The organism is Tatumella morbirosei (assembly GCF_000757425.2).
In the GTDB taxonomy this organism is placed as follows: domain Bacteria; phylum Pseudomonadota; class Gammaproteobacteria; order Enterobacterales; family Enterobacteriaceae; genus Tatumella; species Tatumella morbirosei.
In genome coordinates, this window is record NZ_JPKR02000003.1 from 761620 (window position 1) to 778262 (window position 16643).

At 48.2% G+C, this 16643-nt stretch carries 15 protein-coding genes; 3 read left to right on the plus strand and 12 right to left on the minus strand.

Features of this window, described 5'->3' with window-relative positions:
* Positions 1–73: 73 nt before the first annotated feature.
* Positions 74–994: a LysR family transcriptional regulator gene (locus tag HA49_RS06405; RefSeq protein ID WP_038022583.1), complete on the plus strand. Its 921-nt coding sequence runs from the start codon at positions 74–76 to the stop codon at positions 992–994.
* Here HA49_RS06405 and HA49_RS06410 read toward each other — a convergent pair.
* From HA49_RS06410 to HA49_RS06440, 7 genes are all read right to left on the minus strand, one after another.
* A complete protein-coding gene (locus HA49_RS06410) occupies positions 991–2685 on the minus strand; it encodes a thiamine pyrophosphate-binding protein (protein ID WP_038021293.1) in 1695 nt (564 codons plus the stop codon). The two genes, HA49_RS06405 and HA49_RS06410, sit on opposite strands and share 4 nt — an antisense overlap.
* A 500-nt stretch (positions 2686–3185) precedes the next feature.
* On the minus strand, positions 3186–4577 hold the full coding sequence (locus HA49_RS06415; protein WP_038021295.1) for a purine-cytosine permease family protein: 1392 nt from the start codon (positions 4575–4577) through the stop codon (positions 3186–3188).
* Between the two features lie 185 nt (positions 4578–4762).
* Complete coding sequence (locus tag HA49_RS06420; protein WP_038021297.1) at positions 4763–6229, minus strand: aldehyde dehydrogenase; 1467 nt, start codon at positions 6227–6229, stop codon at positions 4763–4765.
* Between the two features lie 11 nt (positions 6230–6240).
* A complete protein-coding gene (locus HA49_RS06425) occupies positions 6241–7272 on the minus strand; it encodes an LLM class flavin-dependent oxidoreductase (RefSeq protein ID WP_038021299.1) in 1032 nt (343 codons plus the stop codon).
* Positions 7269–8210, minus strand: a complete 942-nt coding sequence (locus HA49_RS06430) for a flavin reductase family protein (RefSeq protein WP_038021301.1) — start codon at positions 8208–8210, stop codon at positions 7269–7271. Before HA49_RS06430 ends, HA49_RS06425 begins: the two co-directional genes overlap by 4 nt.
* A complete protein-coding gene (locus tag HA49_RS06435; protein ID WP_038021303.1) occupies positions 8197–9042 on the minus strand; it encodes an alpha/beta fold hydrolase in 846 nt (281 codons plus the stop codon). The genes HA49_RS06430 and HA49_RS06435 overlap by 14 nt, the downstream gene beginning before the upstream one ends.
* Positions 9014–9616 carry an amino acid synthesis family protein gene (locus HA49_RS06440; protein ID WP_038021305.1) on the minus strand — a complete coding sequence of 201 codons (603 nt, stop codon included), beginning with the start codon at positions 9614–9616 and terminating at the stop codon, positions 9014–9016. Before HA49_RS06440 ends, HA49_RS06435 begins: the two co-directional genes overlap by 29 nt.
* Before the next feature lie 513 nt (positions 9617–10129).
* Between HA49_RS06440 and HA49_RS06445 the strand changes: the two genes are divergently transcribed.
* Positions 10130–10807: a GntR family transcriptional regulator gene (locus HA49_RS06445; protein WP_038021307.1), complete on the plus strand. Its 678-nt coding sequence runs from the start codon at positions 10130–10132 to the stop codon at positions 10805–10807.
* Positions 10808–10809: 2 nt separating this feature from the next.
* Positions 10810–11097 (plus strand): DUF1330 domain-containing protein, encoded by a 288-nt coding sequence (locus HA49_RS06450; RefSeq protein ID WP_038021309.1) that lies wholly within the window; start codon positions 10810–10812, stop codon positions 11095–11097.
* A gap of 257 nt (positions 11098–11354) precedes the next feature.
* Here HA49_RS06450 and HA49_RS06455 read toward each other — a convergent pair whose 3' ends face one another.
* The 5 genes from HA49_RS06455 to HA49_RS06475 are packed head-to-tail and all read right to left on the minus strand — an operon-like array spanning position 11355 to position 16642.
* Complete coding sequence (locus tag HA49_RS06455; protein WP_038021311.1) at positions 11355–11972, minus strand: helix-turn-helix domain-containing protein; 618 nt, start codon at positions 11970–11972, stop codon at positions 11355–11357.
* On the minus strand, positions 11969–12772 hold the full coding sequence (locus HA49_RS06460; RefSeq protein ID WP_038021313.1) for an IclR family transcriptional regulator: 804 nt from the start codon (positions 12770–12772) through the stop codon (positions 11969–11971). Before HA49_RS06460 ends, HA49_RS06455 begins: the two co-directional genes overlap by 4 nt.
* A 53-nt stretch (positions 12773–12825) precedes the next feature.
* Positions 12826–13416, minus strand: coding sequence for a sarcosine oxidase subunit gamma family protein (locus tag HA49_RS06465; protein ID WP_052752448.1), 591 nt, complete (start codon positions 13414–13416; stop codon positions 12826–12828).
* Entirely contained in the window at positions 13416–16328 is a 2913-nt protein-coding gene (locus HA49_RS06470) for a 2Fe-2S iron-sulfur cluster-binding protein (RefSeq protein ID WP_038021315.1), read from the minus strand. The genes HA49_RS06465 and HA49_RS06470 overlap by 1 nt, the downstream gene beginning before the upstream one ends.
* A complete protein-coding gene (locus HA49_RS06475) occupies positions 16325–16642 on the minus strand; it encodes a sarcosine oxidase subunit delta (RefSeq protein ID WP_038021316.1) in 318 nt (105 codons plus the stop codon). The genes HA49_RS06470 and HA49_RS06475 overlap by 4 nt, the downstream gene beginning before the upstream one ends.
* Position 16643 lies beyond the last annotated feature (1 nt).

Sequence of the window (16643 nt, forward strand, 5' to 3'; positions counted from 1 at the left end):
TTTCTATAACATCACCATGCATATTTGACGCTCCGGGATATTATTAAAACTATGACTCTGAATGAGTAAAAATATGAAGCCGACAATCAATCAGTTAATCAGCTTTTGTACCGTGGCTGAAACCGGCAATATTTCCAGGGCAGCTGACAGGCTAAGCATTTCCCAGCCCCCACTGAGCCGACAAATAGCCCAACTTGAGTCGACGTTAGGGGCAAAGTTATTCAGCAGAAGCGCCAATGGGGTCAGCCTGACTACTGCCGGAGAACAGTTCCTGAGTGATTCTCACGCTATCCTGGGGCTGCTGGAGCAGGCATGTAACAACATACGCGCTCTTGACTCTGGTCAGAAAGGTTTTATCAGGTTAGGTGCAACTATGTACGCAAGCTATAGCGTCCTTCCGCATGTCACCATGCAGCACCGAAAAAGATATCCGGAGATCAGCCTGCAGTTTCAGGAGATGATCCCGGCAGATCTAAAGGCGGCCTTGTTAGATGGCAGACTGGATGCGGCAATCAGCTTCTCAGAACCCGCCAATCCGGAAATCAATTCCATGGTGCTATTGCGTGAACCGTTAATTGCGGCACTTCCGGCAGGCCATCCGTTGGCGAAAGCCAGTCATTTCAGCCTCGAATTATTAAGTGATGAGCCCTTTATTACCGTTCCACGTCAGAGTGCACCCGTACTCTATGATTCCATTCTGGAGCAATGCCTGAAGGCGGGGTTTAGCCCTCATATAGGACTGGAAGTGACGGTACAACAGACTGTGATGAATTTTGTCGCCCACGGTGCCGGGGTAGCACTGATCCCGGCAAGCATGGAAAACGGCCAGCTCAGAGGTGTAGTCTACAAATCCCTGGAAAATGCTAATCAGATTGAAAATGTGATGATGTGGTCAGCGAAGAATAAAAACCCGTCATTACGACATTTTCTGAATCTGTGCCGCAACATTAAACAGAATCCGGATGCAGCACAGAGTCCGGAGAGTAGTCGTTAATTTTTGCTGATAATAATTTCAATAAGATTGGGCTTGCCGCTGGCCAGTGCAGCTTCAACTGCCGGTGCAATATCTGCTGCACGGATAATTTTACGGGTTTCTAATCCCATAGAGGCCCCCAGTGCCTGATAATCTATCGCAGGGTTAATTAAATCCATGGCGATAAATCTGTCGGTTTGTGCGGAGGTATAATCCTCCTGAGAGCGCATGAAGTTTTTTAACACGTTGTATTCGGTGTTATTCATCACAATAAAAGTGACCGGTAATTTTTCGTAAGCCGCGGTCCAGAGTGCTTGCGGTGAGTACATTGCCGCACCGTCACCGACAAAACAAACCACCGGTGCTTTTCCCAGACCCAGTGAGTAACCTACAGCAGCAGGCATCCCCCACCCCAGACCGCCGCCCCGTAAAAAAGCGTACTGATCAGCACGCTCACTATTCAGTGATTTACGCAGCGAACCGCTGGTAGCAATAGCTTCATCGACAATCTGGACATCGGGTCCAATGGCTCGGGCCGCTTCAAATGCAGCCACCAGAGGGGTAATCACGGACGCAGATTGTTGCTCTGCAACCTGTTCTGACAGAGTTTCTTTGATTAACCTGAATTCACTGACTGCCAGCGCAAAGCGCTTCTGATAATCGGCCCGACGATTCAGCGTGGCCTTCTCCAGTTCAGGTAACAAGACCTTTAATGATGATTTAATGTTCCCCACCAGGGAAAGTTCACTGCTGTAAGTGCGCCCTAAGTCCCCGGCATCCGCTGACAGCTGGAATACTTTGCAATCATCAGGTACCGCCTGACCTTCCGTGTAAAGGATGGTAATCAGTGACTTACCACCTAGCGCAAAAATAGCATCATACCTGCCAAGTGCTTTGCTGATTTCAGTAGCTTTCGTGGAAAGATTTCCCCGCCACAGGGGATGGGCAGTAGGATAAGGAATCCGATTCGGCCAGGTTGAACCGTAAACATCCGCAGCAAGCAACTCAGCTAAGGCAACAACTTCATCCGCGGCTTCGCTCTGATAAATTTCGTCACCGGCAATCAGCGCCACTTTTCCAGGGGTAAAGGCAGCTAATTTACTGGCTAACAATGGCAGTGAACCTGCAATCGGGTTACGGTCAATCGTGCTCTGTGCTCCAATGCTTATCGAGCTGAGCGCTTCCATCACATCCATCGGCAGTGACAGAAAAACGGAACCTTTAGGCGCTGCATCGGCATCGTGGAACGCACGTCGAATCAGTACGGGCAGTTGGTCAACATGCGTCACCTCCTGTGACCATTTTGCAAAGGTTTTCCCCATACCCACAAGATCACCCAACAGGAGTGGATCAGAGGTCATATGACGTAAATCCTGCTGACCGGCGGTCACCACTAAGGGGGTCTGCGAACATTTAGCATTTAGCAGGTTTCCCATGCCATGCCCTAATCCACCTGCGGTATGCAGATTCAGAAACCCGGGTTTCCGCGCAGCCTGAGCATAACCATCCGCCATAGCCACCGCACTGGCTTCCTGTAACGCTAACACATAGCTGATGGCCGGTTTTCTGAGAAGTGCGTCCATAAACGGGAGTTCGGTGGTACCCGGGTTGCCGAAAACATATTCAACACCTTCGCTTTCCAAAACCTCCAATAACACGTCTCCACCCCGACGCGCATTTGAATCCTGAACTTTGATAAATGATTTACTCATTGCTGGTTACCCCGATTCGCTCGCAGTTCGCTACTGCTGATCATCACAGGATGTTAATGAAAGTCAGGAAATTCATTCCAATACTATTAATGAGATTCTTTATACCTTTAAAGGTATGCAGTACAAAAAGCCCATGCGCCGTTTGCTATTGTTGCCTTACTCAGGATAAATCCTGTGATTGACATTCTGGTGCATAAAGAGGCATTGAAGAGTGATCTACAGCAATCCAGTGTTAAGTTCAGTGATCGCTGTACTGGTGTCATTTCACCTAAGAGAAAAGTCACTTCACAGTAAGTTCAGCCCTGTAGTTTGAATAATGAGGTTTAATAAATAGAGTTTACTCAGATGTGAAAGATAATTTTCATTTCGAAAAAATATAATGAATTTCAGCACCGGGATTTATTCGGCGCTGAAATATTCAACCCAAAGAGTAACCAGAAGGTGTTTAATGATTCGCAACCTGCAAATACATTCAATCACAATAAACTATAATTATATAGTCACTCCGCGTAGACTTTACTATTCACATAACTAACTTTCCTGCAAAAAAGTGGATAAGCAATACTTGTCACCACCAGGCTAATCAACCAGGAAATATCCACCCCGGGAATTAATTTAGCGTAAGGCCCGGAAAAGAAGGCATTCTCAACAAAAGGAATCTGTACAATGATACCAAAAAAGTAAACTAACAGCGCATGGGTGTTTAACAGGCCGTAACGCCCACCATCAGCACGGAAAATCGCTTCCACATCGTAGGATTGTTTATTTATATAATAGAAATCCAGCAGGTTAATAACAATCCATGGAATAAGTACTGCGATCAGTGCAAGAATTAGATTAATAAAGAATGATACAAAGTTTTGCGATGCTGCCAAAGCCACCAATACACTTCCTACCAGAACCAATGATGAGACGACTAATCGTACTGCAGCACCGGGTGTCCAGTGAGGACGGAAGGTTTGAACAGCAGTAATCAGCGATAGTACGGCACCATAAAGATTCATCGAGTTGTGGCAGATGATATTAATCAGGAATAGCACCATCAATACCGGACCCAGCCATCCTGTTGCATGGCGTACTGACATCATGACGTCACTGGTTGGGGCAACATTTACCGCCATCATACCAAAAATAAAGGCCAGAATTGTACCGCCACAAGCCCCTAAATAGGTGGCAAAAAAAGGACGTGCAATCCCGATTTTAGCTGGGAGATAACGAGAGTAATCAGAAGTATAAGGTGAAAAGCTGATTTGCCAGACAGCACCAATACAGAAAGTGCCAAACCAGCCAGCCACACTCATACTGCCACGTTGCCAGAAATCAGCCGGCAATGGCTGTGAAACCATGATTCCCAGACCAATAATCAGTACTGTGCCCATCACCCAGGCACCAATTTTATTGATACGGTGTATAAAGTGGTAGCCAACAATACCTATCACGGTAGAAAGAATAGCGCCGATAACTGTAGCACTACTTACAGGAAATGACGAAAATACATTATTAATGACCCGTCCGGATAAGGAAATATTAGAGATAAAGAAGCCCAGATAAATTACCGTGGTAAAGGCAATGACCAGCAATGAACCATAGCGACCAAATTGCGCACGGCTTTGTACCATTTGCGGTATACCTACTTTCGGCCCCTGTGCTGAGGTTAGTGCCAAAAATATCCCGCCAAATAAATGACCAGCGATAATGGCTGTCAGTGCAGAAATAATACTAAGATGGAAAGTAGTAGTGGCAATTGTACCGCTGACCACTGCCAGCGGCGCAATGTTAGTACAAAACCATAAAGTAAATAAACTGAAATATTTACCATGTCGTTCAGATTCCGGGACATAATCTACAGACTTATTTTCTATTATATTATTTTGACGTAATTGTGTATTCACCTTACCCCTCCAATTCTCAATGATTTAATTATAATTAAATGCCTATAAAACCTTCCTGTAAAAAAGCCATGGCCATCCCGACGAATCTGTTTTCGTCTTCTTATAAAAGAATTGGCGGTAAAACTTCCGACATAAAAAATTATCACCCGGGTTCAGTAATTAACGCTGAACCCGAATCTGGAACCTCAACGCATAATAAAGGGATCACTGATCGGTTCATCGCTGGTACGCAACCACACCGTTTTGGTGGTGGTATATTCCAGAGCCGCATCAATTCCACCCTCCCGGCCAAAACCGGATTTGCCATATCCCCCAAAAGGTGCCAAAGGTGAGACCACGCGATAGGTATTCAGCCATACCACTCCGCTGCGTAACTTACGGGTAACCCGGTGGGCACGGGTCAGGTTTTGTGTAAATATACCCGCTGCCAAACCATACTCGGTGCTGTTGGCCTGCCGAATTGCGTCTGCTTCATCCTTAAAGGTCAGAACAGAAAGCACTGGTCCAAACAACTCCTGTACCACGCATTCCGCATCAGGTGCATTACTACAATCCAGTATGGTTGGCGGGTAATAGAATCCAGGCAGGTCAGGTAACTGGTTTCTCAACACCAGGCGAGCGCCATGCTCCAGACTACGGCTAACTACCTGTTCAATTTTTTGTTTCTGTTGCAAAGTGCAAAGCGGGCCGAACTGAGTCTCCTGCTGCTGAGGGCATCCAATCACAATGTCACGGACTTTGCTGATTAGTTTCTCAATAAAGGCCTCTTTGATCTCCTCTTCTACCAGCAACCTTGAGCCGGCAACGCAACTTTGTCCTGAGGCAGAAAAGATGGCAGCCACCTGAGCATTCGCTGCACTGTCTAAATCAGTATCTGCAAACACAATAAAAGGCGACTTGCCGCCCAATTCCAGAGAGGTACTGGCAAGGTTTGCAGCACTGTTACGCACAATATGCCGGGCAGTTTCTGCTCCGCCGGTGAAGGCAATATGGTCAACCAGTTCATGCTGTGTTAGTACCGAGCCACATTCCGCGGCGAACCCTGTGATAACATTAATCACGCCCGCCGGAAATCCTGCTTCATGCACCAGTTCCGCCAACGCCAGTAATGGGGTGGGTGCTGTTTCAGCCGCCTTCACCACCACAGTACAACCAGCCGCGATCGCAGGCCCAATTTTTACTGCTGAGAGAAAGAGTTGACTGTTCCATGGAATGATCGCTGCCACCACCCCGACAGGCTCACGTTTGATCCATGTCTCCATATCGTCTTTATCAATGCTCAGGGTTGCGCCATCCATCTTGTCGGCAAGTCCGGCATAAAAACGGTAATACTCAGCAACATAAGCAATTTGCGCCTCTGTCTCACGGATGATTTTACCGGTGTCCAGTGTTTCCAGACGAGCAAGTTTACGCGCATCACGCTCTATCAGGTCTGCCAGTTTATGCAACAGTTTCCCTCGAGCGCTGGCGCTTAGCCCGCGCCAACCGTCAGACTGAAAAGCCCTGGCCGCAGCCTGAACTGCACGGTCAGTTTGCTCACTACGAGCTTCGGCAATATCCGCCCAGGGTTCTGCTGTCGCCGGGTTTAGCGAAATAAAAGTTGCGGCCCCGGAATCAAACTGGCCGTCGATGTAGAGTTTGAACTGTTCCATGACGTCTCCGCTTAGTGAAATGCAGGTGCAACATGTTTAATAAAACGTTCCAGTGAGGCTTTTTTGCGCTCGAAGGACATACCACTATCCAGCCATAACGCATACTCGTCATAGCCCATCGCTTCATAGTTTTTCAACCGCGCGATCACCTGGTCAGGGTTACCAATCGCCAGATTTTTACGCATCGCTTCTGCGCTGTAATAGGTATTGGCTGCAATTTCCTCCTCTGTCAGCGGCTTAATCAGTCCCTGATGTACCGGACGCTCATTTTTGAACCAGGCACCAAAATAGTTATAAAAACGATTAAGTTCTTCCGCAGCTTGCTTTGCATCAGCTTCGTCTTCAGCGACAAAACCGTGCTGTAATAACATGATTTTCAGAGGCTGTTCAGGTGAATATTCCCGACACGCAGCTTTGAAGGTGGTGATTAACCGCGAAATCTCTTCTTCTCCCTGGTGCAACGGGGTACACTGCACATTACAACCATTTTTCACCGCAAACTCATGACTGTTAGGATCACGAGCCGCTACCCAAATCGGTGGATGCTGTATGGGCTGTGGAGATGAGGTCGTCGAAGGAAACGACCAGAACTCACCTTTATGCTCATAATCTCCCTGCCACAGTGCTTTCACGGCAGGTACCAGTTCACGCATCCGCTGACCTGCTCCCCAGGCATCCATCCCCGGAACCAGGCGTTCGTATTCAAAAGAATAGGCGCCACGGGCAATTCCCAGGTCGAGACGTCCATTGGTAATCAAATCAGTCATCGCGGCTTCACCCGCAAGTCGGATAGGATGAGTAAACGGGGCGATAATGGTTCCGGTCCCTAAACGAACATGTTTAGTACGATGGGCAATATCCACCAGATTGATAAACGGATTAGGGGCAATGGTGAAATTCATTCCATGATGTTCGCCAGTCCAGATGGCATGCAGACCACCGCGATCCGCAATTTCACACAGTTCCATCATCTCGTCGTACAGCTTTTCCTGAGGGTCCTCCGCGGATACACGTTCCATATGCAGGAATAAAGAAAGTTTCATACCACCTCCTGAGGAGACTGGTTAAAGAAGTGACGGACTGAACCTTTGGCTTCATCACCGTAATAAATACCGTAGTTACCGACTGCATTTTCTCGGATAAAACGCTCCACCAGCGATTTCAGTGCACCATCCGGCATCGACAGTTTCGTCAGGCTTTCAATATCCACCCACTCCCCCTGAGGGATCTCTGCCAAAGTGCTGTCTGTTGGTTGAGCACAAAGAAACACAATATGTTGTTGTTTCTTTTGACGATCTTCCCATACTGAGTAGATAAAGCCGGGGTTAGCATCGATGCTTAGCTTGCTGAAGATCTGTTTCAGGGTTTCACTGACGCTACTGTTATTCACAGTTTGTGTAGGCAGACCATATCCCTGTTCTTTCCGCACCACCAGTGCATGCCCAGCTGATTCAATCAGCGCAGTCACCACCACATTCGGTCCGGTAATCAGGGATTCTGCATTCTGATAAGGGGTAAAGTAACCACCGCGATAGTAGCCCAACCCCGGGGTACCACAGGAATCAAATTGTTCAACTTTACCGATCAAAATAGCGTGGTCACCCGCATCCACTACCTGATGCATCGCACATTCAAACCAGGCTGAGCTGTCATTCAGTAACGGGGTATTAAATTCACCCTTACGCCACTGAACCCGGGAGAATCGATCATCCATCTTTTGTGAAAAAATGTTTGAAGCATCTTTCTGCTGCTCCGCCAGAATATTGATGGCGAAGTGTGGACATTGCGTGAAGTTTTCAAAATTTGCTGAACGTTTATCAATACTGACCAGCAATAACGCCGGGTCGAGCGACACTGACGAAAACGAGTTCGCCGTAAAGCCAATCGGCTGGCCTTGCGCATCATTAGTGGTCACTACGGTCACGCCGGTCATAAAAGCACCAAAGGCGTCGCGAAGCAGTCTGCGTTTATCTGCATCCATAACTTACTCCTTTACTCGCTTTGTTTTTCATGGCAGCGCCAACATCTGTATTGAGAAACGATAATATTTCTTCATTTACGCGGTCAGCATCTGTCAGGTTCAACATGTGTTTTGCGTTAGCTACCACAACCGCCTGGCCATGCGGAGCCGCCTCAGCCATCTGGTGTGTCATGTTTGGGTTCGAATTGGTATCAAGCTCCCCGGTCATCACTAACACCGGACATTGCATTTCATTCCAGCGCTCTGAATACCACCGGTCACCCTCAGCAAACGCCTGATAGGCACGGGCATAACCAGCAAGGTTCACCTGCTTTAACCATCCGCCTACCTGCTGGCGGAGCGGCAGTTCATGGGGTTGTTCACTGAACCAGCGCTCAAGTGGGGCATCTAAGCGAACACTGCCACTGGCCAATTCCTGAGCTCGTTTTAATACCGCATCACGCGCACTGTCATCACGTTTAAATACCCCGCTCATCACTACTGCGTGGTTAACCAGTTCAGGGTGTTCAATCGCAATACCTGCAGTGATCAATGCCCCCATAGAGTGTCCTGCCACCGCAAAATTCTGTTCGGGTTGTGTTTGCAGGAACTGTGTCAGCCAGTGCACGTAATCCTTCAGGCTAACCGGATGTTGAAAACCGCTACTTTCACCATGACCCGGCATATCCACCGCAAGCACACGAAAATGGCGACTCAGGACCTCGATTTGCGGGTACCATGCGTCAGCATTCATGCCAACGCCGTGGATCAACACCAGTGGTTGACCCTCACCCTCTTCCAGGTAACTGACCCGGAGCCCTGATTCAGACAGCTGCTGGATTTTTCTGGTCATGGCCTAACTCTTTCAGGTCAAGATAACGGTTACCAATACGGTGGTGTGGACGCCCCCCCAACGCTGCGCCCAGTGCTATCACAATCTCATCGCTGAACGGGGCATCATTGATGTTGAACTGCATTGTCAGATAGTGTTCACGGGTTCCTTCATCATCGGTGCCCATCATCGGGACCAGAATTGGGCTGTTGGCAGGACCACGGGTGTTATTGAATGCCAGGTAGGTTTTACCTTTGACCGCCGTCCGGTAATGGTTACCAAAGTGCAGGGTATGAATCAGTGCAGAAGCATGTTCCAGTTCGCCATTCAGACCAACCAACGCACTTTTGCCGTATGCTACGACTTTATCTCCGCCGCCCGCTTCTTTGACGATCAGGCTGGTTAACAGCTCCCCGAGTACCGGGGCCATTTCACGGATTTTTGGTGCGAGGTCTTCAACAAAACCTTCTCCAGCCCACGGGTTTTTTACCACCGCGGCAGCTGCAATCATCACCAGAGGCGTGGTTGCGGCCTTACCACCGTCTGAATAGATGGTTTCGGTAGTTACAAACGTCTTGCGAATATCTGGATGCATCGGGGCCTCACTTAAGTTAACGGTTTGTTAATAAATTGTCGGGAATGGATATAACAGTGAGATTTATACTAAGTCAAATTTTGGTATACCATCATACTGTATTCTTATAAGGTGGGTTTTTAGTTTGAATGGAATGCAATTAACACCATATAAAACATTATGTTAGATAGATGATGGGCTCACCTACCCCCTGCTATTGTGTGTAGAAACACTCTGTGATTGCCGTCATAAATTCACAATATCGGCTATCACCTGAGTACAGCTAATAGTTTGATTTATATTGTGTTAATTTCTTACCGGTTGCCGTAGTCATCCGGCAGATGAGGGCTATCATGAAACTGTGAACCAACGCTAATTTAGCGTCAGCCAGTGATGACTGACCGCAGATGAAATTGTGATGAAATAAATCTGCTGGCATTGCTTTAGCGACATAAACAGTGCTAATACTAAAAAGGTTGCTAAATTTTAAATTAACTATTCGCTGAATTTTTTATTTTTGATTTCGGGAAGATTATGGCTGCGAGTCACTCGTTAAAAATTGAAAACACGCCGGTGACACTTCGCGAACTGGCATTAGAGAAAGTTCGTCAGGCCATTATTTCAGGCTATTTTAAAGCCGGTGACCGATTGGTTGAACGCAGCCTGTGCGATGAATTAGGTGTGAGTCGTACAGTAGTCCGTGAAGTCATTCGTTATCTGGAAGCCGAAGGCCTTATTGAGAATATGCCCAAGAAAGGGCCGATTGTTGCCGTGTTAACCTGGGAAGTCGCGGCACAAATTTATGACATCCGGTTATTACTGGAATCAGAAGCAGCCAAAGATTGTGCAAAGTCTGCGACCAGTAAAGACAAAAAAAACTTACACCAGAAGCTAATGCGTATTGCTAAAGCTTCCCATGACCCTGATGATATTGAGCGGGTTAATGCATCGCAGGCTTTTTATGAGGCTCTGTTTTCCATTGCAAAACATCATATTGCGTGGGAAATTGTTCAGCGACTTAACAGCCGGATTAGCAGGCTGCGTGCACTGACTTTACGCAGTCCGGAACGGCAGGTCGCAGGATTTGAACGCATGTCCCGGATTTATGAAGCCATCGAAAAGAATAACCCTGAACAAGCTAAACAGGCAGTGATACAGCATCTGACCGAAGCAGCGACTCTTGCAAAATCAATTCTTACCATTGAGGAATAATTATGTCAGCTTACTGGATAGCGCACGTTAATATTGAAGATGCAGAGCAGTACCAGAATTATATCGAATTAGCCCCACTGGCATTTAAAAAATATCAGGCAAAGTTTATTGCTCGTGGAGAACATGCCACTTCACTGGAAGGTGAAATATTCAGCAAACATGTCATAATTGAGTTTCCTGATTATCAGACAGCATTAGATTGTTATCATTCCGAAGAATATCAATTGGCAAAAAAACAACGTGAACAGGTATCAAAAGCAATGATAACCATCGTTAACGGGCTCAGTTAAATATATAAGACAAAGCACAAACTTTTATCAGTTAATTAAATTAACCACCCTGTCTATGGCGGTAGTTACTATTACCGCCTGATGATTACTATAACAATTCCATATGATAACCATATGAATTTTATGAATAAAATAAAAAATTTAAATATAAATCGCCGCTAACCACAATGCGTCAAAACAGTGTTCCAGACAAGTGCACACCGGAGAAAGTCAGGGATTTTATATGCAGGTATTTTCAGGAAGGATAAGATATTCTGTTATCGATCATCATTCTCGTCATAATGAATAATCGATAGTAAACGGATGGGGACGGTTATTAATTTTTCCGGACCATGAGGAACACCACCATCGAAAGACAGACTGTCGCCGGGTAACATGGGATAAAGCCGCGTACCATGACGATATACCAGTTCGCCTTCCAGAAGATAAAGAAATTCGTGCCCCGGATGACAGAAGTTAGGGAACTCTTCACTGGCATCATCCATGATCACCAAAAAAGGCTCGTACAGCTTCTGCGGTCCCTGGGCATAACTGAGCAGATGATAAGAATGGCCAACTTCAGTTCCGGAACGTACTACCTCCAGGCCCTCACCCGCTTTAATCAGCTGAGCACCCCGTTTTGCAATATCAAAGTCACTGAATAACTTAGACACAGGTAAACCAATGGCATCACAGAGCCGGTTCAGAATATCAAGGCTGGTCGAAACCTGAGCATTTTCTACTTTACTGACCATACCCACACTGACCCCGGCAATACGGGCAACATCAGAGATTTTATACCCTTGTGAAATACGCCGCTGTTTCAGCGACCGGGCGATATGCTGCTCCAGGCTCAACGGGCTTTCACGCTGACTGGTAGTGACCGGTTTTCTCATCGCGCCTTGATTTTCTCCGTCATTTTCCGCAAGTTACCCAGTTCAAACGATATACGTTGCGCAGTCGCCAGCAGCGCATTACGGACAGTCTCTTTTTGACGTGCGTCTTCCATTAACGCATCCGGACCAGAGACATTAATCGCCGCCACAATTTGATTGTGATGATCACGCAACGCACAGGCGATAGCAGTCGCGAAATCTGAACGATGTTCGACCCAGCCTTGAGAACTATCCCGCAGAATCGTTTCCTTTAGCTCTGGCAAGGTACGCGGTGCCGGCACCGAATAACCATCCAGTCGCACATGCTGGTACAGACTTTCCAGTTCCGCTCCATTCAATCCGGTTAACAGCACGCGGCCCATCGCACTACAATGGCAGGGAATTCGCGTACCAATGGGTACATTCACTGACAGGCGTTGTGAAGCAAACGAACGGTAAATATACACGGCTTCCTGCCCTTCACGGATACTCAGATGGCACGACATGGAAACCGAATTACGCAGAGCGTTAAGGTGAGGCATCGCAATATCCACCACATCACGACTGGCCAGATAACTAAAGCCATTCGAGATCACCTGCGGTCCCAGCTGATAAGTATTTTTCGCTACCTTCTCAAGATAGTTCATCTCGGTCAGAGTGGTAACTATTCGGTAAATTGAGGAGGTTGATACGCCAAGATGTTCGGCGAAATCCTGTACGGTCAGAACCCGATCCCGGCTGTTAAACATTTCAATAATGGTCAGTCCACGAAACAGCGCGGGTACCGTGTAATCATTTTCGGTGATAGCAATCACAGACATATACACCTGCAGTAAGTCAATCCGGGACAAAGCCCGGAGATGAAAGTTAAGGGTTAATCAGTAATCGCAAACTCCGTGCCGGCATCACATAATACCCCCCATAAATAGACCGCCAGTGAACAATCCATAAGCAACCAGAACTCAGTTTCCCCATCCCGGGAGGCGTTAATCACCAGGGCATTCGCACGGGCAACCGAAGTTTGAGCTACCGCTCCCGCAACAAATTGCGAAGCGGCCAGATCCACAGCACAGAGCTTCGCCATCATCTCTGGCAAAATCTCCCCTTTCAGGCGCAGCCAGGCATGGGTGTCCTGGCGCGGCAAGGCAAAACAGGAAAGCTCGTTCATCTGCCACTGCAGTTCTTCCTGTTCAATACGTGGCTGAGATTCCGCCGATGCTGCCAACAGGAGATATTCGGTTTGTGACAAGCGGGCCACCAGCGAACCATCAATTTGCCAGCACGCCTGATTGGGCTGAGCCGGCAACTCATAGCCGCGCTGTTGTAAATACCAGGCAGCATGGCGACCACGAAAGCCGACCCGGGAAAAATGCGAAGAGTCACTCAGAACAACCCCGCCATTGTCGAAGCTGGTATTTTGATGATCCAGCGGCCCTGCCGCAAAAACGTGCAGATTTTGCATCATTAAAGCTCCTGTCGCTGGTTTTCAGCATCATAAAAAGGCAACCTGACCACTTCTGCTGTGACTTCCCTGCCGCCTTCGGTGCGAATCGTTAGCCGATCGCCCGGAGTCGCCTGCTCAGCAGATGCATAGGACATGCCAATTATTGCGTTAAGTGTCGGCGAGAACTCGCAGGAAGTTACATTGCCGGTAATACGGTCACCTTCCAGCACCAGATGCCCCTCCAGCGGCTGCGGTGAACCGGCAGGTAAAGTAAATGCGACTAATTTCCGCACCGGCTGATGAGCTTCAAGAATATCGATAGCACGGCGACCGATAAATGACGGCTTGGTGCGGTTCACCGCCCAGCCCATGCTGATTTCCTGCGGATGACTCATACCATCGGTATCTTGTCCGATAATGACGTGCCCTTTTTCCAGACGCAGCAGTCGCTGAGCTTCAACTCCGAACGGTTGGATATCATACTGTTGGCCAGCTTCCATCAGGGCATCCCACAAAGCTTGTCCATATCGGGTTGGAACATGGATTTCATAGCCCAATTCACCGACAAATCCGACGCGCAACAAGCGGGCAGGTATCCCTGCAACGCGGCCTTCACGACAAGCCAGATAAGGAAATCCTTCCGCACTCAGATCCAGGTCGTGACACAACTGGCTTAATACCTGACGCGATTTTGGACCCGCCAGATTAACTGCGGCCCATGCTGAGGTAACATTGGCTATATCTACATCCAGCCGCCAACGGATATTCCACTGCAACATCGACTGATAGACTCGTGCCACGCCACTGGTGGTTGCGGTTACATAAAAATGGTTTTCTTCCAACCGACACGCGACACCATCGTCAATCACGACTCCCTGTTCATTGGTCATTAGCGCATAACGGGTACGCCCCACTGCCTGTTTAACAAACGCAAAAGTATACATTCTGTTAAGAAATTCGGCGGCATCCGGGCCACGCAGTTCAATCCCTCCTAACGTCGAAACATCAATCAGCCCTACATTATTTCGCACATTAACGACTTCCGCCTGAACCGTTGAGTGTTTATCGGTCGCAGGGACTGTCTGATACCACCCCGGCCGTAACCAGTTACCCGCAGGCATCATTTGTGCACCGAGTTCCAGATGACGCTGGTGCATTGCCGTCACACGCCAGGGGTCGAAATGACGTCCGGCAAGATGCGCAAGACTCTCGGCGCTGAAAGGGGGCCTGGCTGTGGTAATTCCTGTTTCACTTATACTGCGATCAGTCGCCCGGGCTACTAAACGGGCGGTGGGCAATGCAGAGTGACGCCCCTGTGATGGCCCCATACCGACTGTTGAAAAGCGTTTGACCAGTTGCACATCGCGATAGCCATGTTTGGTGGCATTAATAATATCCTTGATTTGCAAATCTTCGTCGAAGTCGACGAACTCTTTGCCTTTCGGATGAGCAAAAATTGGCCAGGGATGATTGATCCGCTGTTTTTCACCCCGCAAAGGTGGAAGGGAGCTAAGATTATGACTGAAACCCAGCTGCTGCAGCGCCATGCGGCTGGTATTCATTCCATCCCTGACAGCCTCTTCCAGAGTAGACCAGCCGTTAATCGAACCTGCGGTAAACATATTCGCCGGCAAATCGCTCAGTGAAAAACTCGCACTGTCATCGTCATAACTGAGTTTGCCACCGGCCTGACAAGGTAATTGCCAGGCGGGCATATAACCGGCAGACATACAGAGTAAATCGCAATCTATCCGTGTGCCGGTCTGAGCCACCTGCCCTTGCCCGGTAATTGTACGGACTTCCACCGCTGAAACCTGCCCTGAACGTCCTGCCAAGGCCTCATACACCGTCGCATTAGCGATAAGCTCAATACCTGCGTTTTTCAACGGCTGAGTTAACTCCACGGCGGGCAAACTGGCACGCAAGTCGACAATAGCCGCGACCTTAATGCCCTGCTCATGCATCAACATAGCGGCTAAATAGGCATCATCATTGCCGGTTAACAAAACTGCACGCTGTCCCGGACTGACAGCATAATGATGAATCAATCGCTGTGCTGCACTTGTCAGCATGATGCCAGGCAGATCATTATTGCGGAAGATCACGGGTTGGTCGTATGCTCCGGCAGCAATTACACAACCGCCCGCCCGGACTTTATACATGCGTTGATTTTGAATCACCGGTAAGTAGTGATCTTTAAACCAACCATTGCAGGTCGCATTCAGCAGTAAACGAATGTTTGGATGGTTTTCAAGCCGATGAGTCATGGTCTGCAATGTTTGTTCGGTTTGTTGTGCTGTGACAGACATCCTGGCCCAGCTCAATGCCCCTCCGGCCACGGGTAACTGATCAACGACAATAACTTTAGCGCCACTGTCAGCAGCGGTGATCGCAGCCTGCATTCCCGCAGGGCCGGCCCCGACCACCAGTAAATCACAGAACAAATAGGCCTTATCGTAGTAGCCTGATGTCGCATCAAGATTTAGAACCCCCAGCCCTGCTTTACGTCGAATCAGTGGTTCCCAGCGTTTCCACATGCCTTTCGGTTTGTAAAATGCCCGGTAATAAAATCCTACCGGCATAAAGCGCGAAAATAGTTGAATTTTCTCGTCACTGTCTTTATTCAGTGATCCACGGTAATTTTGCCCGCGAACGTTAAGTCCCTGGGTAATTTGTTGCACATCAGCCAGTACGTTGGGTTCATCCGGCAATTGCACCAGTGAATTCGCATCCTGCCCGAACATGCTGAGCACTCCGCGTGGGCGATGATATTTAAATGAACGAGAGAGAAGTTGTTGCCCGTTGGCGATTAAGGCACTGGCAATCGTATCACCGCTAAACCCAGCGAATGATTCGCCTTCGAAAGTGAAACTAACCGGTTGCTGACGGTTAATCAGCCTTCCCATCGGCGCAGGTAAACGTTTTTGAGTCATGATATGACCTCCGCTGCCTCAGTGATAATCTCTGGCAGCACATTGCTATGGGGATTCGGGAAAACCTGGTGTGCGTCAAAAGTACGGATAACTTCATCGGTCAGAGTGTTACGCTCTGCCAGAAACCAGTATCCTGAAGGAGTATGGAACCACCACTCGGTCACCACTCCGGCCCGGTTATCTTCATAAAATACATAATCAGCCCATTCACGATCACTGCAACTCATCTGGTCCGGTATGGTTTTCAACTCGCCACCATAGGCGAATTCAGTAATATTGCGTGGTCCGTTGAGAGGACAATGCAAAATTTTCATC

What these genes read in the sequence shown, in the direction of transcription:
- HA49_RS06405 (WP_038022583.1), top strand. Translation starts at nt 74, where the DNA reads ATGAAGCCGACAATCAATCAGTTAATCAGCTTTTGTACCGTGGCTGAA.
- HA49_RS06410 (WP_038021293.1), bottom strand. Translation starts at nt 2,685, where the DNA reads ATGAGTAAATCATTTATCAAAGTTCAGGATTCAAATGCGCGTCGGGGT.
- HA49_RS06420 (WP_038021297.1), bottom strand. Translation starts at nt 6,229, where the DNA reads ATGGAACAGTTCAAACTCTACATCGACGGCCAGTTTGATTCCGGGGCC.
- HA49_RS06425 (WP_038021299.1), bottom strand. Translation starts at nt 7,272, where the DNA reads ATGAAACTTTCTTTATTCCTGCATATGGAACGTGTATCCGCGGAGGAC.
- HA49_RS06430 (WP_038021301.1), bottom strand. Translation starts at nt 8,210, where the DNA reads ATGGATGCAGATAAACGCAGACTGCTTCGCGACGCCTTTGGTGCTTTT.
- HA49_RS06435 (WP_038021303.1), bottom strand. Translation starts at nt 9,042, where the DNA reads ATGACCAGAAAAATCCAGCAGCTGTCTGAATCAGGGCTCCGGGTCAGT.
- HA49_RS06440 (WP_038021305.1), bottom strand. Translation starts at nt 9,616, where the DNA reads ATGCATCCAGATATTCGCAAGACGTTTGTAACTACCGAAACCATCTAT.
- HA49_RS06445 (WP_038021307.1), top strand. Translation starts at nt 10,130, where the DNA reads ATGGCTGCGAGTCACTCGTTAAAAATTGAAAACACGCCGGTGACACTT.
- HA49_RS06450 (WP_038021309.1), top strand. Translation starts at nt 10,810, where the DNA reads ATGTCAGCTTACTGGATAGCGCACGTTAATATTGAAGATGCAGAGCAG.
- HA49_RS06455 (WP_038021311.1), bottom strand. Translation starts at nt 11,972, where the DNA reads ATGAGAAAACCGGTCACTACCAGTCAGCGTGAAAGCCCGTTGAGCCTG.
- HA49_RS06460 (WP_038021313.1), bottom strand. Translation starts at nt 12,772, where the DNA reads ATGTCTGTGATTGCTATCACCGAAAATGATTACACGGTACCCGCGCTG.
- HA49_RS06465 (WP_052752448.1), bottom strand. Translation starts at nt 13,416, where the DNA reads ATGATGCAAAATCTGCACGTTTTTGCGGCAGGGCCGCTGGATCATCAA.
- HA49_RS06470 (WP_038021315.1), bottom strand. Translation starts at nt 16,328, where the DNA reads ATGACTCAAAAACGTTTACCTGCGCCGATGGGAAGGCTGATTAACCGT.
- HA49_RS06475 (WP_038021316.1), bottom strand. Translation starts at nt 16,642, where the DNA reads ATGAAAATTTTGCATTGTCCTCTCAACGGACCACGCAATATTACTGAA.